This window comes from Pseudomonas shiyinii (assembly GCF_056725765.1).
In genome coordinates, this window is record NZ_CM161522.1 from 3258366 (window position 1) to 3282136 (window position 23771).

General features: G+C 64.6%; 24 protein-coding genes. 11 read left to right on the forward strand and 13 right to left on the reverse strand.

From position 1 onward, the window contains the following. Positions 1 to 311 precede the first annotated feature (311 nt). The 6 genes from ACXHGZ_RS14635 to ACXHGZ_RS14660 all read right to left on the reverse strand — a co-directional run bounded on the left by ACXHGZ_RS14635 (position 312) and on the right by ACXHGZ_RS14660 (position 6901). Complete coding sequence (locus ACXHGZ_RS14635) at positions 312 to 1730, reverse strand: amino acid permease (RefSeq protein ID WP_480460377.1); 1419 nt, start codon at positions 1728 to 1730, stop codon at positions 312 to 314. Positions 1731 to 2431: 701 nt separating this feature from the next. Further along, on the reverse strand, positions 2432 to 3487 hold the full coding sequence (gene rluB, locus ACXHGZ_RS14640) for a 23S rRNA pseudouridine(2605) synthase RluB (protein WP_480460378.1): 1056 nt from the start codon (positions 3485 to 3487) through the stop codon (positions 2432 to 2434). Positions 3488 to 3785: 298 nt separating this feature from the next. Further along, the gene (gene scpB / locus ACXHGZ_RS14645; RefSeq protein ID WP_480464062.1) at positions 3786 to 4550 is read right to left on the reverse strand and encodes an SMC-Scp complex subunit ScpB; all 765 of its coding nucleotides are present in this window, start codon (positions 4548 to 4550) and stop codon (positions 3786 to 3788) included. A gap of 23 nt (positions 4551 to 4573) precedes the next feature. After that, on the reverse strand, positions 4574 to 5401 hold the full coding sequence (locus tag ACXHGZ_RS14650; RefSeq protein ID WP_084858305.1) for a segregation and condensation protein A: 828 nt from the start codon (positions 5399 to 5401) through the stop codon (positions 4574 to 4576). Beyond that, on the reverse strand, positions 5398 to 6027 hold the full coding sequence (locus ACXHGZ_RS14655) for an L-threonylcarbamoyladenylate synthase (RefSeq protein WP_084858331.1): 630 nt from the start codon (positions 6025 to 6027) through the stop codon (positions 5398 to 5400). The genes ACXHGZ_RS14650 and ACXHGZ_RS14655 overlap by 4 nt, the downstream gene beginning before the upstream one ends. 13 nt (positions 6028 to 6040) lie before the next feature. Then, positions 6041 to 6901, reverse strand: coding sequence for a PHP domain-containing protein (locus ACXHGZ_RS14660; RefSeq protein WP_480460380.1), 861 nt, complete (start codon positions 6899 to 6901; stop codon positions 6041 to 6043). Positions 6902 to 6968: 67 nt separating this feature from the next. Between ACXHGZ_RS14660 and ACXHGZ_RS14665 the strand changes: the two genes are divergently transcribed. The 5 genes from ACXHGZ_RS14665 (at position 6969) to ACXHGZ_RS14685 (ending at position 10732) form a co-directional block, all read left to right on the forward strand. Further along, positions 6969 to 7565 carry a septation protein A gene (locus tag ACXHGZ_RS14665; protein ID WP_084858307.1) on the forward strand — a complete coding sequence of 199 codons (597 nt, stop codon included), beginning with the start codon at positions 6969 to 6971 and terminating at the stop codon, positions 7563 to 7565. A 1-nt stretch (position 7566) separates the two neighbouring features. After that, positions 7567 to 7866 (forward strand): YciI family protein, encoded by a 300-nt coding sequence (locus ACXHGZ_RS14670; RefSeq protein WP_480460381.1) that lies wholly within the window; start codon positions 7567 to 7569, stop codon positions 7864 to 7866. Between the two features lie 149 nt (positions 7867 to 8015). After that, positions 8016 to 8693 (forward strand): response regulator transcription factor, encoded by a 678-nt coding sequence (locus ACXHGZ_RS14675; protein ID WP_084858308.1) that lies wholly within the window; start codon positions 8016 to 8018, stop codon positions 8691 to 8693. A 222-nt stretch (positions 8694 to 8915) separates the two neighbouring features. Further along, positions 8916 to 9332, forward strand: coding sequence for a Spy/CpxP family protein refolding chaperone (locus ACXHGZ_RS14680; protein ID WP_480460382.1), 417 nt, complete (start codon positions 8916 to 8918; stop codon positions 9330 to 9332). A gap of 47 nt (positions 9333 to 9379) precedes the next feature. Next, positions 9380 to 10732, forward strand: coding sequence for a sensor histidine kinase (locus ACXHGZ_RS14685; protein ID WP_480460383.1), 1353 nt, complete (start codon positions 9380 to 9382; stop codon positions 10730 to 10732). A gap of 26 nt (positions 10733 to 10758) precedes the next feature. On the opposite strand, the gene ACXHGZ_RS14690 is transcribed toward ACXHGZ_RS14685, so the two are convergent. Further along, the gene (locus ACXHGZ_RS14690) at positions 10759 to 11316 is read right to left on the reverse strand and encodes an NAD(P)H nitroreductase (RefSeq protein ID WP_224456454.1); all 558 of its coding nucleotides are present in this window, start codon (positions 11314 to 11316) and stop codon (positions 10759 to 10761) included. A gap of 167 nt (positions 11317 to 11483) precedes the next feature. Here ACXHGZ_RS14690 and ACXHGZ_RS14695 point away from each other — a divergent pair, with 167 nt between their 5' ends. Beyond that, positions 11484 to 12938 carry a TrkH family potassium uptake protein gene (locus ACXHGZ_RS14695; protein WP_480460384.1) on the forward strand — a complete coding sequence of 485 codons (1455 nt, stop codon included), beginning with the start codon at positions 11484 to 11486 and terminating at the stop codon, positions 12936 to 12938. Here ACXHGZ_RS14695 and ACXHGZ_RS14700 read toward each other — a convergent pair. After that, a complete protein-coding gene (locus tag ACXHGZ_RS14700; RefSeq protein ID WP_368830167.1) occupies positions 12895 to 13950 on the reverse strand; it encodes an AraC family transcriptional regulator in 1056 nt (351 codons plus the stop codon). The genes ACXHGZ_RS14695 and ACXHGZ_RS14700 overlap by 44 nt on opposite strands. A gap of 156 nt (positions 13951 to 14106) precedes the next feature. On the opposite strand from ACXHGZ_RS14700, the gene ACXHGZ_RS14705 reads away from it, so the two are divergent. Then, positions 14107 to 14418 (forward strand): Mpo1-like protein, encoded by a 312-nt coding sequence (locus ACXHGZ_RS14705; RefSeq protein ID WP_480460385.1) that lies wholly within the window; start codon positions 14107 to 14109, stop codon positions 14416 to 14418. Positions 14419 to 14425: 7 nt separating this feature from the next. On the opposite strand, the gene ACXHGZ_RS14710 is transcribed toward ACXHGZ_RS14705, so the two are convergent. After that, positions 14426 to 15238, reverse strand: coding sequence for a UDP-2,3-diacylglucosamine diphosphatase (locus ACXHGZ_RS14710; protein ID WP_480460386.1), 813 nt, complete (start codon positions 15236 to 15238; stop codon positions 14426 to 14428). A 541-nt stretch (positions 15239 to 15779) separates the two neighbouring features. On the opposite strand from ACXHGZ_RS14710, the gene ACXHGZ_RS14715 reads away from it, so the two are divergent. Beyond that, entirely contained in the window at positions 15780 to 16670 is an 891-nt protein-coding gene (locus tag ACXHGZ_RS14715) for a DMT family transporter (RefSeq protein ID WP_480460387.1), read from the forward strand. Here ACXHGZ_RS14715 and ACXHGZ_RS14720 read toward each other — a convergent pair whose 3' ends face one another. Then, complete coding sequence (locus ACXHGZ_RS14720; protein WP_480460388.1) at positions 16671 to 16952, reverse strand: Rdx family protein; 282 nt, start codon at positions 16950 to 16952, stop codon at positions 16671 to 16673. A gap of 69 nt (positions 16953 to 17021) precedes the next feature. On the opposite strand from ACXHGZ_RS14720, the gene ACXHGZ_RS14725 reads away from it, so the two are divergent. After that, complete coding sequence (locus ACXHGZ_RS14725) at positions 17022 to 19208, forward strand: patatin-like phospholipase family protein (protein ID WP_480460389.1); 2187 nt, start codon at positions 17022 to 17024, stop codon at positions 19206 to 19208. A gap of 39 nt (positions 19209 to 19247) precedes the next feature. Here ACXHGZ_RS14725 and ACXHGZ_RS14730 read toward each other — a convergent pair whose 3' ends face one another. Both ACXHGZ_RS14730 and recQ read right to left on the reverse strand, forming a co-directional pair. Then, the gene (locus ACXHGZ_RS14730; protein WP_084858319.1) at positions 19248 to 19685 is read right to left on the reverse strand and encodes a MarR family transcriptional regulator; all 438 of its coding nucleotides are present in this window, start codon (positions 19683 to 19685) and stop codon (positions 19248 to 19250) included. Positions 19686 to 19801: 116 nt separating this feature from the next. Then, positions 19802 to 21940 carry a DNA helicase RecQ gene (gene recQ, locus ACXHGZ_RS14735; protein ID WP_480460390.1) on the reverse strand — a complete coding sequence of 713 codons (2139 nt, stop codon included), beginning with the start codon at positions 21938 to 21940 and terminating at the stop codon, positions 19802 to 19804. A gap of 256 nt (positions 21941 to 22196) precedes the next feature. On the opposite strand from recQ, the gene ACXHGZ_RS14740 reads away from it, so the two are divergent. Next, a complete protein-coding gene (locus tag ACXHGZ_RS14740) occupies positions 22197 to 22784 on the forward strand; it encodes a YecA/YgfB family protein (RefSeq protein WP_368830171.1) in 588 nt (195 codons plus the stop codon). A gap of 7 nt (positions 22785 to 22791) precedes the next feature. Further along, positions 22792 to 23157, forward strand: coding sequence for a YbaN family protein (locus ACXHGZ_RS14745; RefSeq protein ID WP_084858322.1), 366 nt, complete (start codon positions 22792 to 22794; stop codon positions 23155 to 23157). A gap of 3 nt (positions 23158 to 23160) precedes the next feature. On the opposite strand, the gene ACXHGZ_RS14750 is transcribed toward ACXHGZ_RS14745, so the two are convergent. Further along, a complete protein-coding gene (locus tag ACXHGZ_RS14750; RefSeq protein WP_480460391.1) occupies positions 23161 to 23502 on the reverse strand; it encodes a cupin domain-containing protein in 342 nt (113 codons plus the stop codon). Positions 23503 to 23771: the final 269 nt, after the last annotated feature.

Below are 23771 nucleotides of genomic sequence, written 5' to 3' on the forward strand. Positions count from 1 at the left end.
GGTGGGAGATTCTATGGTGCTGGACAAGCTCAATTGCCTTCGCAATACCGCCCGCTTCGTGGGAGCTGGCGGAGCCTGCGATGGGCCGCAAAGCGGCCCCTTGAGTCTGGAGGGGCTTCAGCTTTGAGGGCTTGGGGCTGCTTTGCAGCCCATCGCAGGCTGTCGCCTGCTCCCACCGAGATTGCGCCGCTTTCAAGACTTGCGAAATCCCTGTGGGAGCCGGCTTGCCGGCGATGGGCCCGCGTGCCGAGGCAACAAAAAACCCGATGCCAGTCACCTGGCATCGGGTTCCGATACAACCTAACAGTCGCTTACTTGGCCACCGACCCGGCAGCCGAGGTCACAACTCCAGTGCGCTTGCTCTTGAGCGCATAGAACGCATACATCACCACCAGCCACACCGGAATTGCGTACACCGACACCTGGATGCCAGGAATCATCAGCATGATCCCCAGGATCAGCACCACGAATGCCAGGCAGATGTAGTTGCCATACGGATACCACAGGGCCTTGAACAGCGGCTTCTGGCCAGTACGATCCAGGTGCTGGCGGAACTTCAGGTGCGAGTAGCTGATCATCGCCCAGTTGATCACCAGGGCTGCGACCACCAGCGACATCAGCAACTCCAGGGCATGCTGCGGCATGAAGTAGTTGAGCAGCACGGCAACCAGGGTCACGCCGGCCGAGGCCAGGATCGAGCGCACTGGTACGCCACGCTTGTCGATCTTCGCCAGGCTCGCCGGGGCATCGCCCTGTTCGGCCATGCCGTAGAGCATACGGGCGTTGCAGTAGGTGCCGCTGTTGTACACCGACAGCGCCGCGGTCAGGACCACGAAGTTCAGCAGGTGGGCTGCTACATCGCTACCGAGCAGCGAGAAGACCTGCACGAACGGGCTGCTGCCATAGCTGCCGCCGGAAGCGTCGATGCTGGCGACCAGGCTGTCCCATGGCGTGAGCGACAGCAGGATGACCAGGGCACCGATGTAGAAGATCAGGATACGGTAGATGACCTGGTTGATCGCCTTCGGAATCACGGTCTTGGGCTTGTCGGCCTCGGCGGCGGTGAAGCCCAGCATTTCCAGGCCACCGAAGGAGAACATGATGATCGCCAGGGCCATCACCAGGCCACTCACGCCGTTGGGGAAGAAGCCACCGTGGGCCCACAAGTTGGTCACCGAAGCCTCGGGGCCGCCGCTGCCGCTGGTCAGCAGGTAGGCACCCAGGCCGATCATGCCGACGATGGCCAGCACCTTGATGATCGCGAACCAGAACTCGGCCTCGCCGAAGACCTTGACGTTCATCAGGTTGATCGCATTGATCAGGATGAAGAAGCCTGCTGCCGTGACCCAGGTCGGGATTTCTGGCCACCAGTAATGGATGTACTTGCCGACTGCGGACAGCTCCGACATGCCGACCAGGATGTACAGCACCCAGCAGTTCCAGCCGGACAGGAACCCGGCGAAACCGCCCCAGTACTTATGGGCGAAATGGCTGAAGGAGCCGGCGACAGGCTCTTCGACGATCATTTCGCCCAGCTGGCGCATGATCATGAACGCGATGAAGCCGCAGATGGCGTAGCCGAGGATCATCGACGGGCCAGCGGACTTCATCACGCCGGCCGAGCCCAGGAACAATCCGGTACCGATGGCCCCACCCAGGGCGATCAGTTGGATATGGCGGTTTTTCAGGCCACGCTTGAGCTCGCCTGAAGGCATGTTTTGTCCACTCATGAACGAAGTCACCTGCTTGTTTTTATCTGTGACGAAATCGGACCCACCGCGCTCGTGGCGCAGCGGAATGGGCAAGGTGGTTACCTTGGGTTTCTTGGACGAGGTGATACACCGAGGGCCCAGGCCCTGGGCGGCTCAACCAGGCGTCAGCAAGAGTGCGCGGTACGCATTGGGGTCACAGGTAAAACGCGGCGCATTGTATACCCCTGCGAGCGCGCAGGCGTCAACGCGTTGCGTCATTTCCTGATGAAAAAACGCACCGGTCCTGGGGTGAAGGCCTGGAAAGGCGGAGAGATCGGCGTACATGGCGCCTCCATTTGTTGTTCTCGATGCCCGGCTCTGCGGCCTGGCTTCTGCACACGGCATGGGCGCTATATCACCGTGGGACGGGGGCTCGGGCAAGGGGGTGGGCGGCGGCGAAGCGGCTCTGCGATGCGGCTCTTGGCAAAATCTGTTTACAGGAGGAGGCGTGACGGGAAAAAGCGCGGGATTTCGTAAAATAATCGTTACAAGATGGTTCAAAAACGTGCCAGGTGTTCGAAAAAGCTTCGGTAGATCAGTGGGTTGACAAACAAATGGCAAAAAAGGGCCGCTGCGCAGCCTATCGCGGGACAAGCCCGCTCCTACAGGAATGACACCTCCCTGTAGGAGCGGGCTTGTCCCGCGATAGGCCGCACAGCGGCCCCTTTCAACGCCAGTCGTTAGCTGCGCGGCTTGCCGCGGCCACGGCCCGCCGGCTTGTCACCCTCAGGCTTGCCCGGGCGCTTGCGCATCTCGCTCGGACGCTCGGCCACGGCACTGCCGCGCACGGCCTTGCGAGGCGCAGCCTCTTCGCGCCCCGGGCGCTCGGCCTGGCCGTCCTGGGCAGGGCGCAAGGTGCGCACGCGCTCGCCACGGCCCAGCGGGCGGGTGGACTTGCGTTGCATGCGCTCGAGCTTGTCCTTGGCCTTGAGGTTCAGCGCCGGCAGCGCCACAGGCTGCAGGCCGACCTCGGCGGCAAGGATGTCGATCTCGCCCTGGGTCATTTCGCGCCAACGGCCCATCGGCAGGTCGGAGTTGAGGAACACCGGGCCGAAGCGCACGCGCTTGAGGCGGCTGACCACCACGCCCTGGGATTCCCACAGGCGTCGCACTTCACGGTTGCGGCCTTCCATCACCACGCAGTGGTACCAATGGTTGAAGCCTTCGCCACCCGGTGCCTTCTGGATATCGGTGAACTTGGCCGGGCCGTCCTCGAGCATCACGCCCGCCTTGAGCCGGTCGACCATGTCGTCGTCGACCTCACCCCGTACACGTACGGCGTACTCACGGTCCATTTCATAGGACGGGTGCATCAGGCGGTTGGCCAGTTCACCGTCGGTGGTGAACAGCAACAGGCCGGTGGTGTTGATGTCCAGGCGGCCGATATTGATCCAGCGGCCCTCTTTCGGGCGCGGCAGGCGGTCGAACACGGTCGGGCGACCTTCAGGGTCGTCGCGGGTGCAGATCTCGCCATCGGGTTTGTTGTACATGATCACTCGGCGGGTGGCCTCGGCGGCCTCCACACGCTTGATCAGCTTGCCGTCAACGGCGATGGCGTCATGCAGGTCGACGCGCTGGCCGAGGGTGGCCTCGACGCCGTTGACCTTGATACGGCCCTGGCTGATCCAGGCCTCGACGTCACGACGCGAACCGACGCCGATACGCGCCAGCACCTTCTGCAGCTTTTCGCCGGACGGTGGGGTGGGTTGGGTTTCTTGCAGGTCTTGGTCACTCATCTGGGCACCTCCCGGTGTATCTAGTGAAAGCGGTTTCTGGCGACGGATGCGCCAAGAGGGCGCGCATCATACGCGGTTCGGTGGCCGAACGCACTGCAGCGTAGAAGGTTTTCACCAACACACCACGGTTTTCTGCCCGGCGGTGCTGCCGTTGCAGCAGCGGACTTGTCCCGCGATCGGGCGCCCAGCGATCGTGAAATCAGCAACTTCGATTCATCAGGTAGATCGAGTTGGCTGGTTTACGGCCGCTGCGCGCCCGATCGCGGGGCAAGCTCGCTCCTACAGGGACGTCAATATTTCAAGGTTTGGGCGCTTGGACCTCGGACTCCGGCGCCTCGTCTCGCAAGTCATCGAAGTCGGTCTTGAGCCCCTCCTCCATGGCATCGAGCTCCACCAGCAAGCTCCGGAAACTGGTCTCCTCCCGCAGCGGTGCCTCGCCTTGCTCGCCCTCGTCAAGGCTGGCATCAGCCAACGCCTGCAGGTGTGCCGGCACCGGCGCGTCATCCGGGTCCAGCAGCGGCTCGGGCTCCAGTTCGCGCAACTCGGCCAGGGCCGGCAGCTCGTCCAGGCTCTTGAGGTTGAAATGGTCGAGAAACGCCTTGGTGGTAGCGAACATCGCCGGCCTGCCGGGCACCTCGCGGTAGCCGACGATACGGATCCACTCGCGCTCCATCAGGGTCTTGATGATATTGCTGTTCACCGCCACGCCACGCACATCTTCGATCTCGCCGCGGGTGATCGGTTGGCGGTAGGCGATCAGCGCCATGGTCTCGAGCAAGGCGCGCGAGTATCGCTGCGGCCGCTCTTCCCACAGGCGCCCGACCCAGGGTGCGTAGTCTTCGCGGATCTGCAGGCGATAACCGCTCGCCACCTCCTTGAGTTCGAAGGCGCGGCCGTTGCAGGACTTGCCCAGCAGCTCCAGGGCTTTCTTGAAGACAGCCGGCGCCGGGCGCTCGGCTTCCTCGAACAGTTCGTACAACCGCTCCAGAGACTGCGCCTTGCCAGACGCCAGCAGGAAGGCTTCGATCAGCGACGCCAGGTCGCGCGGTTCATTCAGGTTCATCATCAGGAAAGGCCAGTTCGTTGTCACTCGGCCCGGGCACGGACATGGATCGGGGCGAAAGGCTCATTCTGCACCAGTTCGATGAGCGATTCCTTCACCAGTTCGAGAATCGCCATGAACGTGACCACTACGCCGAGCTTGCCCTCCTCAAGCGTGAATAGCTCGACGAAAGGCACGAACCCCCCCCCCTTGAGCCGCTCCAGCACCTCGCTCATACGCTCGCGGGTCGACAGCGTCTCGCGGGTGATCTGGTGGCTCTCGAACAGGTCATTGCGGCGCATCACCTCGGCCATCGAAAGCAGGATCTCCTCCAGCGCGACTTCCGGCAGCAGCTTGCGCACCTTGGCCTGGGGCGCCTCCAGGCGCGGCACGACCACCTCCCGGCCCACCCGCGGCAGCTCGTCGATGCCCTCGGCGGCGGCCTTGAAGCGTTCGTACTCCTGCAACCGGCGAATCAGTTCGGCGCGCGGGTCGCCCTCCTCCTCCTCGACCTCGCTGGAACGCGGCAACAACATGCGCGACTTGATCTCGGCAAGCATGGCAGCCATCACCAGGTACTCAGCGGCCAGCTCCAGGCGCACGCTCTTCATCAATTCGACGTAGGACATGTACTGGCGAGTGATTTCCGCCACCGGGATGTCGAGGATATCGATGTTCTGCTTGCGGATCAGGTACAGCAGCAGGTCCAGCGGCCCTTCGAAGGCCTCGAGGAATACTTCCAGGGCATCCGGCGGGATGTACAGGTCCATCGGCAGCTCGGTCAGGGCCTCGCCATAGACCAGCGCCAATTGCAGCTGTTGCGGCGATTCGCTGTCGCTGACCGGTGCCGCGGCCTCTTGAACCTGGCTCACGCAGGCGCCAGGAAGGGCGCGGGGTCGCCACAGCCGACACGGATCACTTCCGGGTCGTCGCCGGACAGGTCGATGACCGTCGAAGCCTTCAGGTCGCCGAAGCCCCCATCGATGATCAGGTCGACGTGATGCTCCAGGCGTTGGCGGATTTCGTACGGGTCGGTCATCGGGTCTTCATCGCCCGGCAGGATGAGGCTCACACTCATCAGGGGCTCGCCCAGCTCTGCGAGCAGCGCCAGGACGATAGGGTTGGAAGGTACGCGCAGGCCGATGGTGCGGCGCTTCTCGTGCATCAACAAACGTGGCACTTCGCGCGTGGCGTTGAGGATGAAGGTGTACGGCCCGGGTACATGCGCCTTGAGCAGACGGAACGTCGCCGTGTCGATCTTGGCGAACGTGCCCATTTGCGACAGGTCGCAGCACAGCAGCGTGAAGTTGTGGTTCTTGTCCAGCTGGCGCAGGCGTCGAACCCGTTCCACGGCGGTCTTGTCGCCGATCTGGCAGCCCATCGCGTAGGCCGAGTCGGTGGGATACACCACCACCCCGCCCTTGCGGATGATCTCGACGGCCTGCTTGATCAGGCGCGCCTGCGGGTTTTCCGCATGGATCTGGAAAAATTGGCTCACGTAGTCGTCCTGTTCATACCGCCATAGGCTGTTCATGGCTGAATCGGCGCCACAGAGGTGGCAGGTCCTCGGGCAATGGCCGATAGGCACCGATCTCGCCCCAGGTGCCGGGGCCGTGGAAGTCACTGCCAGCGCTTGCCAGCAGGCCGAACTCACGGGTGAGGATGGACATCGTGCCCACCTGCTCGGCCGGCATCATCCCGTTGACCACCTCCAACGCCTGCCCGCCTGCCTGAATATAGTCGGCAATCAGCCTTCTGCGCTTGCTGCGGGTAAGTTCGTAGTGCATGGGATGGGCCAGGCTCACCCATGCGTTGGACTGGCGCAGCGTCGCGACAGTTTCCTCCAGGGTCGGCCAGTGCAGCTTGACGTCACCGAGCTTGCCAGCACCCAGCCACTTGCGAAAGGCCTCGCCGCGGTCCTTGACGTGGCCTGCGCGCACCAGGTGCTCGGCGAAATGCGGCCGTGCCGGGGCGTTGCCGCTGTCGCCCAACGCCTGTTGAACGGCCCGGGCACCATCGAGCGTGCCAGGCATGCCCTTGCCCGCCAACCGTCGGTCGATTTCCTCGGCGCGCAGCCATCGCCCCCGGTGCAGGGCCTCGATGGCGGCGAGCAAGGGCGGTGCGTCTAGCGGGAAGTCATAGCCCAGCACATGGATGGTCGCGCCACCCCAGGTGCATGAAAGCTCCACGCCGCTGACCCAATGCATGCCGTTGTCCTGGCAGGCCTGGCGGGCTTCGGCCAGGCCCTCGATGGTGTCGTGGTCGGTCAGGGCTAGTGTCCGCACCCCGTGCTCGTGGGCCCGGGCGACCAGGGCCGAGGGCGACAGGGCGCCATCGGAGGCCGTGCTGTGACAGTGCAGATCAACATTCATGGAGGAGCGCTTTCGCTGGAATCGATGTTTGATATTATGCCGTCACATCCCGCTTCTGGCTGCCACTGTGAAACAATTCATCGATTTCATCCCGCTTCTGCTGTTCTTCATCGTCTACAAGCTCGACCCACGCCCCGTCGAAATCGCCGGCCACAGCTTCGAGTTCGGCGGTATCTACAGCGCCACTGCCATGCTGATCATCAGCTCGCTGGTGGTGTATGGCGCGCTGTTCCTGCGCCACGGCAAGCTGGAAAAAGGGCAATTGCTGACCCTGGTCGCCTGCCTGGTGTTCGGCGGCCTGACCCTCGCCTTCCACAGCGAGACCTTCCTCAAATGGAAGGCGCCAGTGGTCAACTGGCTGTTCGCCCTGGGCTTCGCCGCCAGCCACTTCATCGGTGACCGGGTGCTGATCAAACGCATCATGGGCCACGCCCTGACCCTGCCGGACACCATCTGGACCCGCCTGAACCTGGCGTGGATCGGTTTCTTCCTGGTCTGCGGTGCGGCCAACCTGTTCGTCGCCTTCACCTTCCAGGACATCTGGGTCGACTTCAAGGTGTTCGGCAGCCTGGGCATGACCGTGATCTTCCTGGTGGCCCAGGGCGTGTACCTGTCGCGCCACTTGCACGACAACGACCCCTCCACCTCCAAACCCAAGGATTGACATGCTCTACGCCATCATCGCAAGCGACGTCGAAGGTTCCCTGGAAAAACGCCTGGCCGCCCGCCCCGCCCACATCGAACGCCTGCAGCAGCTCAAGGCCGAAGGCCGCGTGGCACTGGCCGGCCCGCACCCGGCCATCGACAGCAACGACCCAGGTGCGGCCGGCTTCACCGGCAGCCTGATCGTCGCCGAGTTCGACTCCCTGTCCGCCGCCCAGGCCTGGGCCGATGCCGACCCGTACATCGCCGCCGGCGTGTATGACAAGGTGGTGGTCAAGCCGTTCAAGCAAGTCCTGCCCTGACCCTTCCCGCCGCTCCCTTGGCGAACACGCCAGCGCCCCGCCGTCGCGGGGCCTGGCCGACCCGGCCAGTACACCCTTTGCCGCAGCTTGCGGTATCTTGGCCGCTGGCGGGCATCGAGAACGCCGTCAAAGGTTGAATTGAGTGAGTCATGAGCGAGCTGTTACTGATTGATGATGACCAGGAGCTCTGCGAGCTGCTTGCCAGCTGGCTGAGCCAGGAAGGCTTTACCGTACGCGCCTGCCATGATGGCCAGAGCGCACGCCAGGCCCTGGCCGCACAAGCGCCCTCGGCCGTGGTGCTGGATGTGATGTTGCCCGACGGCAGTGGCCTGGAACTGCTCAAGCAACTGCGAACCGAACATGCCGAGTTGCCGGTGCTGATGCTCTCGGCCCGGGGCGAGCCCCTGGATCGCATCCTGGGCCTGGAACTGGGTGCCGACGACTACCTGGCCAAGCCCTGCGACCCACGAGAACTCACCGCCCGCCTGCGTGCCGTGCTGCGGCGCAGCCATCCGGCGGCCAGCAGCAGCCAGCTGGAAGTCGGTGACCTGACCTTCAGCCCCGCACGCGGCGTGGCCAGCATCGACGAGCGGGAAATGAGCCTGACCCTCTCCGAGAGCCGTATCCTCGAGGCGTTGCTGCGCCAGCCTGGCGAGCCCTTGGACAAGCAGGAACTGGCGCAGCTCGCCCTGGGCCGCAAGCTCACCCTGTACGACCGCAGCCTGGACATGCATGTCAGCAACCTGCGCAAGAAGATCGGCCCTCATCCCGATGGCCGACCGCGCATCGTTGCCCTGCGCAGCCGCGGCTATTACTACAGCCTCTGAACCGCTATCGCCGGCAAGCCGGCTCCCACCTGTCCTGCGCTGCGGTTGTAGACACCGCCGAACCGGTGGGAGCCGGCTTGCCGGCGATCGGGCCGCCCCGTTCAAGCCAGTTTGCCGCGACAGACCTTTACCGAGTCTTTACGCTCAGCTGACCGCCCTTGACCTTGCGTTCCCTAGACTGGGCTCATCCGGTAACCACCGGCCCATGAAAGGAGAAACACCATGCGCAAGACCCTTATCGCCCTGATGTTCGCCGCCGCCCTGCCGACCGTGGCCATGGCCATGCCCGAAGGTGGCCACCAGCATGGCGGCCCGCATCATCGCGGTGACGCGGCTTTCGCCCAACTGGACCTGAGCCGCGACCAGCGCCAGCAGATCGGCAAGCTGATGGGCGAGCAGATGAAACAGCGCCGCGATATCACCGAACGCTACATCGCCAAGCTGCCCGCCGCCGACCAGAAAGCCATGAAGGACGAAATCAAGGCCAGCCACGACAAGACCCAGGCCAGCATCCGAGGCCTGCTCAAACCCGAGCAGCAGAAGAAGTTCGACGAACTGCAGAAGGAACGCGCCGCGCACAAGGCCGAGTGGCAAGAGTTCCAGGCCTGGAAAGCTGAAAAAGCCGGCAAGGCCCAGTAAGCTGTCCGCCCAACGCCCGGCCCGCCTCACCGCGGGCCGGGCTTTTCATGCTTTCAGGAGGTTCGCTCGTGCGTTCACTGTTCTGGCGCATCCTGGCCAGCTTCTGGCTGGCCATCGCCCTGGTCGCCGGCTTGTCGATCCTGCTCGGCCACATGCTCAACCAGGACGCCTGGATCCTCAGCCGCCACCCTGGCCTCAACACCCTGGCCAGCCACTGGGCCCAGCACTACGAGCAGGAAGGCCTGGAGTCCGCCCAACGCTTCCTGGAGCGCCGCAAGCACCGTTACAAGATCGATGTGCAGGTTCTGGACGAGAATGGCCAGGCCGTGGTGCCAGGCACCTTCCCCCGTCGCGCCGCCGCCTTCGAGGCGCGCCAGCACAACGACCAGCGTCGCCTGCCCTGGCGCCGACTGACCGAGGAATACACCAGCCCGCAGAGCGGCGAGACCTACCTGCTGATCTATCGCATCCCCCACCCGGAGCTCAATGCCTGGCACCGCGACAGCCTGCTGTGGCCACTCAGTGCCCTGGGCATCGCCCTGGTGGTGCTGACCCTGTTCAGCCTGCTGGTGACGCTCTCCATCACCCGCCCCTTGAGTCGCCTGCGCGGCGCCGTGCATGACCTGGGGCAAACCAGCTACCAGCAGAACAGCCTGGCGCGCCTGGCCGCCCGACGCGACGAGTTCGGCGTGCTGGCCAACGACTTCAACAAGATGGGCGCACGGCTGCAGAGCCTGATTGGCAGCCAGCGGCAACTGTTGCGCGATGTCTCCCACGAACTGCGCTCGCCCCTGGCGCGGCTGCGCATCGCCCTGGCCCTGGCCGAGCGGGCCGAGCCGGAGCAGCGCCAGGCGTTATGGCCTCGCCTGACGCGCGAATGCGACCGGCTCGAGGACCTGATCAGCGAGATCCTCGCCCTGGCCCGCGTCGACGCCGAACAATCCCATGCCGAGCCTGTGGACCTCAACGCCCTGCTTGGCAGCGTGCGCAAGGATGCCCAGCTCAGCGCCCCGGAACAGGAGCTGCGCCTGGAGGCCACGCCAGGCCTGACCCTGCTGGGCTGGCCAACACTGATCGAACGTGCCGTGGACAACCTGGTGCGCAATGCGTTGCGCTTCAACCCCGCAGGGCAACCGATCGAGTTGCGCGCCGAACGCGATCAGGACCGTATCGTACTGAGCGTACGCGACCACGGGCCGGGCGTGGCCGAGAAACACCTGGCCCAGCTGGGCGAGCCGTTCTTCCGTGCGCCAGGGCAGGAAGCGCCGGGGCATGGGCTGGGGCTGGCGATTGCCCGGCGGGCGGCGGAGCGTCATGGGGGCAGCCTGAAACTGGAGAACCATCCTCAGGGTGGGTTCGTCGCGACCTTGGAGCTGCCCTGCGAGATCGTGACTGGATGATGGGGCTGCTGCGCAGCCCCGATCCTTCACTCGCCCCAGGCGCTGACGAAATCGGCGGTCTCCAGCACCGGCGCGGTACGCGGCTCGGTGGCAGGGGTGCCGACATACAGGTAGCCGATCAGTTCTTCGTTTTCGGCAAGCCCCAGCCCTTGGTGCACATGGGCATCGAACGCCATGTCGCCAGTGCGCCATACCGCCCCGATGCCTTGGGCATGGGCCGCGATCAGGATGCCATGGGCCGCACAGCCCGCCGCCAGGCGCTGCTCGGACTTGGGAATCTTGAAGTGGTCCTGCAGCCGGGCCACCACCACGATCAGCAGCGGGGCCCGCATCGGCATGGCCCGGGCCTTGTCCAGGGCCGCCTGACTGGCATCGCCCTTCTGGCGCAGCGCTTCGGCGAACAGCTCTCCGAGTTTCTCGCGGCCCTGGCCTTCGATGGTCAGGAAGCGCCATGGGCGCAGCTGGCCGTGGTCAGGGGCGCGCAGTGCGGCCTGGAACAGCGCTTCGCGCTGGGCGGCATTGGGCGCCGGGTCGGTCAGGCGTGGCACGGAAACACGGTTGAGCAATGCGTCGAGAGCCTCCATGGGCTACCCTCCTGGCAGAGAAATGTGCGGGCATTCTCAAGCGCCAAGCCCCAAGCTGCAAGCCACAAGAAAAGCAGCTCATGCACCACACCCTTCACGCTGCCACTTGCAGCTTGCCGCCCGCCGCTTAAAATGGCGCCCTTCCGTTTCGAGTCAGAGCAGATCACATGGCGTTGCCGACCTTAAGGATCATTGGTTTCATCATCGGCATCTTCCTGATCACCCTGGCCGTCAGCATGGTCGTGCCCATGACGACGCTGGTCGTCTTCGAGCGTACCGGCGACATGCCGTCGTTCCTCTGGTCGAGCCTGATCACCTTCATCGCCGGCCTGGCCCTGGTCGTCCAGGGGCGGCCGGAGCATGTGCACCTGCGCCCCCGTGACATGTACCTGCTGACCGTCAGCAGCTGGCTGGTGGTGTGCGTGTTCGCCGCCCTGCCGTTCCTGCTGACCCAGCACATCAGCTACACCGACGCGTTCTTCGAAAGCATGTCCGGCATCACCGCCACCGGTGCCACGGTACTCAGCGGGCTGGACAACATGTCACCGGGCATCCTTATGTGGCGCTCGATGCTGCACTGGCTCGGCGGCATCGGCTTCATCGGCATGGCGGTGGCGATCCTGCCACTGCTGCGCATCGGTGGCATGCGCCTGTTCCAGACCGAATCCTCGGACCGTTCGGAAAAGGTCATGCCACGCTCGCACATGGTCGCCAAGTCGATCGTGCTGGTGTACATCGGCATCACCTTGGTCGGCAGCCTGGCCTTCTGGTGGGCCGGCATGCGCCCGTTCGACGCCATCAACCATGCCATGTCGGCGATCTCCACGGGCGGGTTCTCCACCTCCGACCAGTCCCTGGCCAAGTGGGACATCCCGGCGGTGCACTGGGTCGCTGTGGTGGTGATGATCCTCGGCAGCGTCCCCTTCACCCTGTACGTGGCCACCTTGCGCGGCAACCGCAAGGCGCTGTTCCGCGACCAGCAGGTGCAGGGCCTGCTCGGCCTGCTGGTGACCACCTGGCTGGTGCTGGGCACCTGGTACTGGGCCACCACCGACCTGCACTGGCTCGACGCCTTGCGTCACGTGGCGCTGAACGTCACCTCGGTGGTCACCACCACCGGCTTCGCCCTGGGCGACTACAGCCTGTGGGGCAATTTCTCGTTGATGCTGTTCTTCTACCTGGGCTTCATCGGCGGCTGCTCCGGCTCGACCGCCGGCGGCATCAAGATCTTCCGTTTCCAGGTGGCCTATATCCTGCTCAAGGCCAGCCTCAACCAGCTGATCCACCCCCGTGCGGTGATCAAGCAGAAGTACAACGGCCACCGCCTCGACGAAGAAATCGTGCGTTCGATCCTGACGTTCTCGTTCTTCTTCGCCATCACCATCTGCGTCATCGCCCTGCTGCTTTCATTGCTAGGCGTGGACTGGATGACGGCCCTCACCGGCGCGGCCGGTACCGTATCGGGCGTAGGCCCTGGCCTGGGCGAGGTGATCGGCCCATCGGGCAACTATGCGACCCTGCCGGATGCGGCCAAGTGGATCCTGGCCGGCGGCATGCTGCTGGGGCGGCTGGAGATCATCACGGTGCTGGTGTTGTGCATGCCGGCGTTCTGGCGTCACTGACCGGCGCGGCCTCCAGGCGCGCCCGGTATTCGCTGGGCGTGACATCGAACCAGCGGCGGAACGCCCGGTAGAAATTGCTCGGGTCGGCAAAACCGAGGAGGTAGGCGGTCTCGAGCAAGGTCATGCCCGGCTGGGCCAGGTACTGCTCGGCCAGTTCACGTCGAGTGTCGTCCAGCAAGGTCTGGAAACTGGTGCCCTCTTCCTGCAACCGACGCTGGAGAGTGCGCTGGGAAAGATGCAGGGCCTGGGCGAGGGTCTCGCGCTTGGGCTCACCCTGGGGCAGAACACGGCACAGCACCTGGCGCACCCGATGGGTCACCCGGCTTTCCGAGAAGCGCGCCAGATATTCCCCGGCGAAACGATCGTGCAGCACGGCCATGGCCTCGTTGGCGGTGGGCAGCGGTGCTTCCATATCGCAGCGTTCGAACACCAGTGCGTCATAGGGCGCGCCGAACACCAACGGCGAATGAAAGGCCACTTTGTAGGGTTCCACGTTCTTCGGCTGCGGGCCTTGGATCAATACGCGCCGCGGCTGGATCGGCCGCCCACTGAGCCAGGTACACAGCGACAACGCGCAGGCCAGGGAGGCTTCGCTGCTATGCCGGGTGGGTGGCAAGTGATCGCCATGCACGGTAAGCCCCAGGGCATAGCCCTCCGGGCCCAGGCGGAAGCTCAGGTCGGCGCTTTCGGCGATGATCCGCTGGTAGCGCACCAGACGCTCGAAACCTTCGGCCAGGGTGCGGCTGGACATCAATGCATAGCCGACCACATGGAAGGAGGCCGGTCGCACGACCCGTGCCATGTTCAGGCCAATGGCCTCGTTGCCCGAAAGGTCCACCGCCAACTGCCAGAGCCGGGTCATGGAGTCCTGGGTGAAACGCGCGTCGGGGTCGTCCAGGGCGGCGAAGTCCAGCCCGAGCTGCTTGAACATGGCCCGACAATCGAGGCCCTCCAGTTCCAGCGCCTTGACGATCCCTGATGCCCAGCTGGCCGACGTGGTTCTTTCGCTCATGGCAGGCTTCTTGTACTGACCGCAGCAGGCGGCGAATCGAAAAGATATTCATTTGGCGCCAATTGTCACTGGCCGCCCCCGACAATGACTCTAGACTCAAATCAGGCTCCACGCCGTGCAACCTGCCCACCTCGCGCATCAACGGGGAGCGCCGCCATGCATTCAACCACGCAGTTTCGCAGTTTTGCCGAGTTCTACCCGTACTACCTGGGCGAACACAGCAACCCCACCTGCCGTCGGCTGCACTTCGTCGGCACCAGCCTGGCCATCGCGCTGCTCGCCTACACCATCGCCAGCGGCAAGTGGCTGCTGCTGTTGGCCGTGCCACTCGCAGGCTACGGCTTTGCCTGGGTTGGCCACTTCTTCTTCGAGAAGAACCGCCCCGCCACCTTCTCCTATCCGCTGTACAGCCTGATCGGCGACTTCGCCATGTTCCGCGACATCCTGCGCGGCAAGATCAGCCTGTAGGCATCGACTAGACAGGCTCACGCAGGCGCGCCAGCCGTTCGGCTTCGTGCGCCTGGGCGTCGGCCAGGCGATAGAGCTCGATCTGCCCGTCCCAGTGCTCGATCAGTGCGGTGCAGGACTCCACCCAATCGCCGCAGTTGAAGTACTCGACCTCGCCCACCCGGCGGATCTCGGCATGGTGGATATGCCCGCAGACCACGCCATGGAAACCACGCCGGGTGCATTCGTGGGCGATGGCGTCCTCGAAATCGCTGATGAAGTTCACCGCACCCTTGACCTTGTGCTTGAGGTAGGCCGACAGCGACCAGTAGCCATAGCCGTAGCGGGCACGCCAGTGGTTGAGCCAACGGTTGAGCACGAGGGTGAACTCATAGGCACGGTCGCCCAGGAACGCCAGCCAGCGATGGTAGCGGGTGATCACGTCGAACTGGTCGCCGTGGATGACCAATAGCCGCCGGCCATCGGCGGTCAGGTGCTCGGCCTCGTCCACCAGGTGGATATTGCCCAGGATCAACCGGGAATAGCGGCGCAGGAATTCGTCATGGTTGCCGGTGACATAGATCACTTCGGTACCGCGTTTGCTCAAGGTGAGCAGGCGGCGGATGACGTTGGTATGGGCCTGGGGCCAATAGATGCCACTGCGCAGCTTCCAGCCGTCGATGATGTCGCCGACCAGGTAGATGCGGTCGGCATGGTAGCGCTTGAGAAAGTGCGTCAGGTGCTCGGCCTGGCAGTCCCGGGTACCCAGGTGTACGTCGGAAATCCACAGGGTGCGTACGCGCTGCTTGCGTGACGGACGGGCGAGTTCTACATGGGTCATGGGCAGGCTCCGGCACTGTTTGCTGGAGCCTGGCAGTTGTGGATGACAGGTTGGTGGCAAGCGTGTGACGAGCGATCGGTGACGACTTGGGTCGCCCTCTGTGGGAGATTCTATGGTGCTGGACAAGTTCAAAATGCCTTCGGTTGGTTTAATACCTCTCAGCCGTACAAATACGGCCCAGGCTCCGCTTGCTTCGTGGGAGCTGGCGGAGCCTGCGATGGGCCGCAAAGCGGCCCCTTAAATCTGGAGAGGCTCCAGCGTTTGAGGGCTTGGGGCTGCTTTGCAGCCCATCGCAGGCTGTCGCCAGCTCCCACTGAGATTGCGCTGTTTTCAAGACTTGCGAAATCTCTGTGGGGCTTGTCCCGCGATGGGGCCCATGCAGGTGTACACTCGCGCTCTGCCAACGCCCCTGAAGGCAACTGCCGCGAAAATCGCGACAGACAGTTGGCGGCGGCCCTCGTAGACTGGCCCTTCAGCATCGAGCCCAGGATTCGAAGGGCTGCACCTATTCAAGGTGATCATTGGCATCACAAGGACCAGCATGAACCACCGCACCGCCCTCGGCGCCTTGCACATCGGCGCCCTTTTCTTTGGCCTCACTGGGGTCTTCGGCAAGCTGGCTACCAGCGCCAGCCCCACGATCATTGTCTTCGGCCGCGCCGCCTTCGCTGTTCTGGCGCTGGCGCTGTTCGCCAGCCTGGCACGTCAGGGCTGGCAGCGCCTACAGGCCCAGGACCTGCGCCGCCTGTTGCTCGGCGGCGTGTTGCTGGCCGGTCACTGGGTGACCTTCTTCATCGCCGTCAAGGTCGGCGGCGTGGCTATCGCCACCTTGGGTTTCGCCAGCTTCCCGGCGTTCACGGTGATCCTCGAGGGCCTGCTGTTCCGTGAGCGCATCCGCCGTAACGAAGTTGTGCTGGTGCTGCTGGTGAGCATCGGTCTGGTGCTGGTCACGCCCGCCTTCGACCTGGCCAGCGAGGCCACCGGCGGGCTGCTCTGGGCCTTGCTCTCCGGCCTGCTGTTCTCACTGCTGTCGCTGACCAACCGGGCCGGCTCCGGGCGCCTGCCGGCAGTGCAAGCCGCCCTGTGGCAGAACCTGGTGGTCGCGCTGTGCCTGCTGCCGGTGGCCGCGCCGGGGCTTGGCGAGGTGACACCCATGGACTGGCTGTGGATCGCCCTGCTGGGCATTTTCTGTACCGGCATCGCCCATAGCCTGTTCGTCGCCAGCCTGTCGGTGATCAAGGCGCGTACGGCAGCGGTGGTGTTCGGCATGGAGCCGGTCTATGGCATCGCCGTGGCCTGGGTGGTGTTCGCCGAAACACCGACCCTGCGCATGCTGCTGGGTGGCGCGCTGATCATCTTCGCCATCGTGCTGTCCAGCCGCATGGCCGCCGAGCAGCCGCCCCGGCAGCGCCCCGTGGCCGAGGGCACCTGATCAGCGATCGTTGTGGCCAAGGTCGCGCTGTGGGTCGATCTGGTCGCGAACCCGTTGCTTGAGCATCTTGGCCTCGGGGAAGCCGCCATCGGCCTTGCGCTCCCAGAGCTGCGTGCCGTCGCAGGTGATGCGGAACACCCCACCGGTACCCGGCTCCAGGGCCACGCGCCCCAGGTCGTCGGCAAAGGTGCTGAGCAGTTCCTGGGCCAGCCAGGCAGCCCGCAGCAGCCACTGGCACTGGGTGCAGTACGTGATGATGATTTCTGGCTTGGCCTGGGGCATGGCAGCGCGTCTCCTTCGGGAATGAGCCGCTTATACTAGCGGTCTTTGCCCACGGTTTTGAGACTCACGATGCGCCGCCTGCTGTTCTGCCTTTTACTGACGCTCACCTCCTTCGCCACCCTGGCCGCCGAAACGGCCAGGCCCAAGGTCGGCCTGGTGTTGTCCGGCGGCGCTGCCCGGGGCCTGGCCCATATCGGCGTGCTCAAGGCCCTGGAAGAACAAGGGGTGCACATCGATGCCATCGCCGGCACCAGCATGGGGGCGGTGGTCGGCGGGCTGTATGCCTCCGGCTACAGTGTCGAGGAATTGGAGAAACTCGCCACCACCCTCGACTGGCAACAGGCGCTCTCCGACGCCCCGCCGCGCAAGGACGTCCCCTTCCGGCGCAAGCAGGACGACCGCGATTTCCTGGTCAAGCAGAAACTGAGCTTTCGCGACGATGGCAGCCTTGGCCTGCCGCTGGGCGTGATCCAGGGCCAGAACCTGTCCTTGCTGCTGGAAAGCAAGCTGGCCCATACCGCCGACACCCGCGACTTCGACAAGCTGCCGATCCCCTTCCGCGCCGTGGCCACCGATATCGCCAGCGGCGAGAAGGTGGTGTTCCGCCGGGGCCACCTGCCCCAGGTGATCCGCGCCAGTATGTCGATCCCGGCGGTGTTCGCCCCGGTCGAGCTGGACGGCCGCCTGCTGGTGGACGGTGGCATGGTCGACAATATCCCGCTGGACGTTGCCCGAGACATGGGCGTGGACCTGGCCATCGTGGTCGACATTGGCAGCCCGCTGCGTGACCGCAAGCAACTGGCCACGGTGGTCGATGTCCTCAACCAGTCGATCACCCTGATGACCCGGCGCAATTCCGAGGAGCAACTGGCCAGCCTGCATCAGGACGACATCCTCATCCAACCGCCCCTGGCAGCCTTCGGCGTGACTGACTTTGGCCGTGCCCAGGACATGATCGACGCTGGCTACCGCGCCACCCGAGCCCTCGACACCCGCCTGGCCGGCTTGCACCATGCCGAGGGCGACAGCGGCCTGGCGGTGGCCCGCTCGCCGCGTCAGCGCCGGCCGGTGATCACCGCGATCAAGGTGGAGAATGACTCGAAGGTCAGTGATGACGTGATCCGCTACTACATCCGCCAACCCCTGGGCGAGCCGTTGGAGCTGGACCGTCTGCAGACCGACATGGGCACCCTCTATGGCCTGGATTACTTCGACCGGGTGCAGTACCGGGTGGTGCACAAGGGCGACGAAAATACCCTGGTGATCAATGCCCGTGGCAAGCGCGGCGGCACCGACTACCTGCGCCTGGGCCTGAACCTGTCGGACGACATGCGCGGCGACAGCGCCTTCAACCTCGGCGCCAGCTACCGGGTCAACGGCATCAACCAGTTGGGCGCCGAATGGCTGACCCGCGCCCAGATCGGTGACCAACAGGAGCTCTACAGCGAGTTCTACCAGCCACTGGACGTAGGCTCGCGCTATTTCATCGCGCCCTACCTGGACCTCGGCTCGCAGAACATCGAGGCCACCCTGGACAACGACCCGGTGGCCGAATACCGCCTGGAGCGCTACGGCTTCGGCCTGAATCTGGGCCGGCAGATCGGCACCTATGGCGAAGTCCGCCTGGGTGTGGGCAAGGCGTGGGGTGAAGCCGAGGTACGCATCGGCGACCAGGACCTGCCCAAGGTCAGCTTCAATGAAGGTTTCTACGAGCTGAAGTATTCCTTCGACACCTTCGACAACGTGTACTTTCCCCACAGCGGCGAGGACATCGGCCTGACCCTACGCAAGTACGACAAGTCTCTGGACTCGGACCACGACTACCGCCAATGGCAGTTCAAGCTCGACAAGGCCTTCAGCAGCGGGCCCAACTCCTGGGTACTGGGCGGGCGCTACGGGCGCACGCTGGACGATACGGAAGTGGTGACGTCGAGCTTCGTATTCGGTGGTGCCCGACAGCTGTCGGGCTTTCGCCAGGACTCGGTCTCGGGCCAGAACATCAGCCTGATGCGCATGGTCTACTACCGCCGCCTGACACCGCGCGCCTACCTGCCCCTGGATTTCCCGCTCTATCTGGGCGGCTCGTTGGAGCGGGGCCGGGCGTGGAACAACGACAACGAGTTCGACAGTGGGTATATCAACGCGGCGAGCATCTTCCTGGGCCTGGAAACGCCGCTTGGGCCGCTGAATATCAGCTACGGGGCCAACAGCGAGCACCAAAAGGCGGTATACCTGAACCTGGGCCATACCTTCTGAAGGTACAGGGGCCGCCTTGCGGCCCCCGGGATGGAAGACTCAGGACTTCTCGAGGTTGGCCAGAATCTTCGCATGCACTCGCATGCAGACTTCCAGGTCAGCCTCATCGACCCCGGTGAACAGCTCCTGACGCAAGGCATTGGCGATGGTCTCGATCTGGTCGATCAAGGGTTTGGCCGGTGGGCACAACACGATCTTCTTGGCCCGACGGTCTTCCATCACCGCCTGGCGCCGCACCAGGCCCTGGCTTTCCAGGCTATCGAGCAGGCGCGCCAGGGTCGGCCCTTCGACGCCCACGCTTTGCGCCAGTTCACGCTGGGTAGGCGCGTCGTCGAATCGGGCCAGGTGCAGCAGTACCAGCCAGCGGGCCTGGGACAGGTTGAGGCCGGCCAGGCGGCGGTCCAGTTCGGCGCGCCAGCCACGGGACATCTGGGCCAGCTGCATGCCGAAGCGGTGTTGGTTGTCGGTCAAGGGCATAAGTGACTCTATGAACAGAACTAATTATTAGTCAGCTAACCATGGCCCGCTCCAACAGGCAAGGCTGGTGGCCGCGGGAGTGTCCGGTAATCGTCAAAAAGCGTGACAAGGATCAGTTACAGCTCGAACTCGGCCGCCAACGCCGCGCGCACGCAGTGCAGTACCCCTTCTGGTACGCGTTGGCCAAGCAATGCCGAGACCGTGGCCACCGGCGGCAGCTCGCCCTCGCCGTCGAGGAAGGCGTCCTGCACCTCCATCAGCAGCGCTTCCGGCAGGTCCAGCGCCTGCTCCAGGCTCAGCTCCTGGCGGCCGAGAGCCTCGGCCAACAGGCTGTAGACGTTCTTCTCGGTGCAATTGAGCTGGCCGGCGATCTGTGCCGGGGTCATGCCGGCACGGGCCAGGCTGACCAGTTCGTGACGCAGGTCGAGCACCACCTTCGGCGCCTCCTCGCCAGCCCCACCATTGAGCACATCGAGGAAGGCCTCGCCGTAGCGCTCCAGCTTGCGTGCCCCCACGCCGCTGACCTGAGCCATCTCGCTGAGGCTGGTCGGCTGGCTGCGCAGCATTTCCAGCAGGGTCGAATCGGGGAAGATGACATAGGGCGGCACACTGTGTTCGGCGGCCAACTTGCGGCGCAGGGCGCGCAGGGCTTCCCACAGCTCGCGCTCCTCGGCACGCACCAGCTGGCTGGCCGGGCTGCCGCCGCCGGATGTCTTGGCCACGGTCTGGGGTTTGAGGTCGCGGCGAAGTTGCAGGTTCACCTCGCCGCGCAGCAACGGCCGGCAGCTGTCGGACAGGCGCAGGCCGCCATAGCCTTCCAGGTCGATATCCACCAGGCCGCGCGCCACCAATTGGCGGAACAGCGAGCGCCACTCGTGCTCGCTCAACGCCTTGCCGACGCCGAAGACCGACAGTTTTTCGTGGCCGAAATTGCGCACCTTCTCAGTGTCCTTGCCCACCAGCACATCGACCAGATGGCCCACGCCATAGCGCTGGCCGGTGCGGTACACCGCCGACAAGGCCTGGCGCGCCGGCTCGGTCGCGTCCCAGGTCTGCACCTGGTCGACGCAGTTGTCGCAATGCCCGCACGGCTGCTCGAGCACTTCGTCGAAATAGGCCAGCAGGGACTGGCGACGGCAGCGTGTTTCCTCGCACAGCGCCAACATGGCATCGAGCTTGTGCTGCTCGATGCGCTTGTGGCGCTCGTCGCCCTCGGAGTTCTGCAGCATCTGCTTGAGCATCACCATGTCCTGCAGGCCATAGGCCATCCAGGCGTCGGATGGCAGGCCGTCACGGCCGGCACGGCCGGTTTCCTGGTAATAGGCCTCCATCGACTTGGGCAGGTCCAGGTGGGCGACGAAGCGTACGTTGGGCTTGTCGATGCCCATGCCGAAGGCAATGGTGGCAACCATGATCAGGCCTTCCTCGTTGAGGAAGCGGTGCTGGTTGGCCGAGCGCGTCTCGGCGGCAAGGCCGGCGTGGTACGGCAAGGCCGGGAACCCCTGTTCGCAGAGGAAGGCCGCGGTTTCGTCGACCTTCTTGCGCGACAGGCAATAGACGATGCCGGCGTTGCCCCGGCGCTCACCGAGGAACGCCATCAATTGCTTGCGCGGCGACTCCTTGGGCACGATGCGGTAGAAGATGTTCGGCCGGTCGAAACTCGACAGGAAGCGCTCGGCGCCCTGCAAGTGCAGGCGCTGGACGATCTCCTCGCGGGTGCGCATGTCGGCGGTGGCGGTCAGGGCGATGCGCGGCACATGGGGGAACAGCTCGGCCAACTGGCCCAGTTGCAGGTATTCCGGCCGGAAGTCATGGCCCCATTGCGAGACGCAGTGGGCCTCGTCGATGGCGAACAAGGCGATGTCCAGGGTGCGCAGGAATTCCAGCATGCGCGGCTGCACCAGGCGCTCGGGGGCCAGGTAGAGCATCTTCACCTCGCCGCGGCGCAGGCGCCCGGCCAGCTCGCGCTGCTGCTCGGGGCTCAGGGTGGAGTTCAGCGCGGCGGCAGCCACACCCAGCTCGTCGAGGGTGGCGACCTGGTCGTCCATCAACGCGATCAAGGGCGAGACCACCACCGCCAGGCCCGGGCGCAGCAGGGCCGGGACCTGGAAGCACAGCGACTTACCGCCGCCGGTGGGCATCAGCACCAAGGCATCGCCGCCACTGGCCACGCATTCGATGATCGCTGCCTGGCGCCCCCGGAAACTGTCGTAGCCGAAGATGTCCTTGAGGACGCGCTGAGCCTGTTCGAGCATTGAAAACTCCAAAATCGCCATACCATCCTGGACACAGGCTGGACGAAAAATCCGCGGTGCACACTCACGAATGCGTAAGCGGCTTTTGCCGGAGAGCCGGGAAACGGCCGCCCTGGATGAAAAATCGCGGATTATACCCCAGTGCTCGGCCATGCAGGGGGCCTGGGCGCCTTCCAGCGACAGACGTTCCCTTTGCCCCCCAGCCGCCGCAAGGTGCTAGAATTCGTTATCGTTTATTCCCCAAGGTAGCCCTGTAATGTCCTTCGCCGAGCAACTGACCCGCCTGCAAGCCTTCCTCGACGCTGACGAGCTGCACGAAGAAGCGCTGGACTACGTCGCCGCCCACGGCTACCTGACCGCGCTGTCGATCTGCTCCGAGGACGTTCCCGAGCGCGAATGGATCGACGCCCTGTTCGCCGAAGAGCCCCATTACGCCAGCGAGGCCCAGCGCACCGAGATCGAGGCCACCTTGGTCGCGCTCAAGGCGCATATCGGCCGCCAGCTGGCCAGCGACGACGAGTTCGAGCTGCCCTGCGACCTGGACCTGGGCGACGAGCCGGACGACTCCGACCTGCGCGGCTGGTGCATCGGCTTCATGGAAGGCGTGTTCCTGCGTGAAGAGGCCTGGTTCGAGAACGCCGAGGAAGAAGTCAGCGAGATGCTCCTGCCGATCATGGTCGGCTCGGGCCTGTTCGACGAGCAGCCGGAGTTCGAAGACATCGCCAAGAACGCCAGCCTGCAGGACGACATGATCGTGCAGATCCCCGAGGCGCTGACCGCGCTGTTCCTGCTGCTGCACGCACCGGACGAGAAGCCTGCCCTGCTCAAGCCGCGCCATCACTAAGCCGGCCATGCGCTACCTGCTGCTGGCCATCGGCTGGCTCAGCGTCGCGCTGGGGGTGGTGGGGATCTTCCTCCCGGTGTTGCCCACCACCCCGTTCCTGCTGCTTGCGGCGGCGTGCTTCGCCCGTAGCTCGCCACGTTTTCACCACTGGCTGGTGAACCATCCCAAGCTCGGGCCCTGGATCCGCGACTACCTGAGCGGCCAGGGTATCCCGCTGCGGGGCAAGGTCTACGCCATCGGCCTGATGTGGGCCAGCATCGGGCTGTCTTGCTATCTGGTGCCGCTGTTCTGGGCACGGGTTTTCATGCTGTCCAGCGCAGTACTGGTCAGCCTGTACATCCTCAAGCAGAAGACCCTGCACCGGCCCGGCTGAGCGTCACTCGCCAAGGGTCGAGGGTTCGGATTCCACTACCAGCAGCAAGCAGCCCTGGGGTGAACGCAGCCAGTGTTCGGAGCCGGGTGCATAGACCAGGCTGTCGCCGGCACGGAACAGCTGGCCGTCGACGTCCATCACCTCTCCTTCCAGTACCTGCAGCAGCTCGACGGCCGCGTGGCGGTGCGGTATCGAACGGCTGCCAGGGGACATCTTCATCCAGTAGGCCTGCCAGGGGCCGGCATCGGTCAGGGTTTTCCAGGACACGCCCGCCAGGCGCTGGCCACCCAGGAGCATGGGTTGCCAAAGGGCCTGGGCCGGGCTGTGGACTTCGCGCTGGGGCATTGGGCTGATTCCGGAGGAGCTTTAGCCCAGTCTAGGAGACGGCCGATTGCCCGGCGCCACAGGTGCGACCCGCACATATGCCCAGGCGTCGCTCATCGCAGGTCTCACATGATCGTTCGTCGCAGCAGATTCGGTGCTTGTGGGATCCAGCGCCGCCCGCGCGGCGCATCGCGAGCTGCGCTCGCTCCTACGTTTATTTCGGGCCAATTATGCCTGTGGGATTTTCGCGCGGACGCCTTGGTGCATGGCGCGATTTCGTGTCGTATGAA

Coding starts and splice junctions, on each gene's coding strand:
- ACXHGZ_RS14740 (WP_368830171.1), top strand. CDS start 22,197: ATGTCCTTCGCCGAGCAACTGACCCGCCTGCAAGCCTTCCTCGACGCT.
- ACXHGZ_RS14680 (WP_480460382.1), top strand. CDS start 8,916: ATGCGCAAGACCCTTATCGCCCTGATGTTCGCCGCCGCCCTGCCGACC.
- rluB (WP_480460378.1), bottom strand. CDS start 3,487: ATGAGTGACCAAGACCTGCAAGAAACCCAACCCACCCCACCGTCCGGC.
- ACXHGZ_RS14685 (WP_480460383.1), top strand. CDS start 9,380: ATGCTTTCAGGAGGTTCGCTCGTGCGTTCACTGTTCTGGCGCATCCTG.
- ACXHGZ_RS14690 (WP_224456454.1), bottom strand. CDS start 11,316: ATGGAGGCTCTCGACGCATTGCTCAACCGTGTTTCCGTGCCACGCCTG.
- recQ (WP_480460390.1), bottom strand. CDS start 21,940: ATGCTCGAACAGGCTCAGCGCGTCCTCAAGGACATCTTCGGCTACGAC.
- ACXHGZ_RS14635 (WP_480460377.1), bottom strand. CDS start 1,730: ATGAGTGGACAAAACATGCCTTCAGGCGAGCTCAAGCGTGGCCTGAAA.
- ACXHGZ_RS14670 (WP_480460381.1), top strand. CDS start 7,567: ATGCTCTACGCCATCATCGCAAGCGACGTCGAAGGTTCCCTGGAAAAA.
- ACXHGZ_RS14705 (WP_480460385.1), top strand. CDS start 14,107: ATGCATTCAACCACGCAGTTTCGCAGTTTTGCCGAGTTCTACCCGTAC.
- ACXHGZ_RS14745 (WP_084858322.1), top strand. CDS start 22,792: ATGCGCTACCTGCTGCTGGCCATCGGCTGGCTCAGCGTCGCGCTGGGG.
- ACXHGZ_RS14710 (WP_480460386.1), bottom strand. CDS start 15,238: ATGACCCATGTAGAACTCGCCCGTCCGTCACGCAAGCAGCGCGTACGC.
- ACXHGZ_RS14725 (WP_480460389.1), top strand. CDS start 17,022: ATGCGCCGCCTGCTGTTCTGCCTTTTACTGACGCTCACCTCCTTCGCC.
- ACXHGZ_RS14660 (WP_480460380.1), bottom strand. CDS start 6,901: ATGAATGTTGATCTGCACTGTCACAGCACGGCCTCCGATGGCGCCCTG.
- ACXHGZ_RS14720 (WP_480460388.1), bottom strand. CDS start 16,952: ATGCCCCAGGCCAAGCCAGAAATCATCATCACGTACTGCACCCAGTGC.
- ACXHGZ_RS14675 (WP_084858308.1), top strand. CDS start 8,016: ATGAGCGAGCTGTTACTGATTGATGATGACCAGGAGCTCTGCGAGCTG.
- ACXHGZ_RS14750 (WP_480460391.1), bottom strand. CDS start 23,502: ATGCCCCAGCGCGAAGTCCACAGCCCGGCCCAGGCCCTTTGGCAACCC.
- ACXHGZ_RS14715 (WP_480460387.1), top strand. CDS start 15,780: ATGAACCACCGCACCGCCCTCGGCGCCTTGCACATCGGCGCCCTTTTC.
- ACXHGZ_RS14700 (WP_368830167.1), bottom strand. CDS start 13,950: ATGAGCGAAAGAACCACGTCGGCCAGCTGGGCATCAGGGATCGTCAAG.
- scpB (WP_480464062.1), bottom strand. CDS start 4,550: ATGAACCTGAATGAACCGCGCGACCTGGCGTCGCTGATCGAAGCCTTC.
- ACXHGZ_RS14730 (WP_084858319.1), bottom strand. CDS start 19,685: ATGCCCTTGACCGACAACCAACACCGCTTCGGCATGCAGCTGGCCCAG.
- ACXHGZ_RS14695 (WP_480460384.1), top strand. CDS start 11,484: ATGGCGTTGCCGACCTTAAGGATCATTGGTTTCATCATCGGCATCTTC.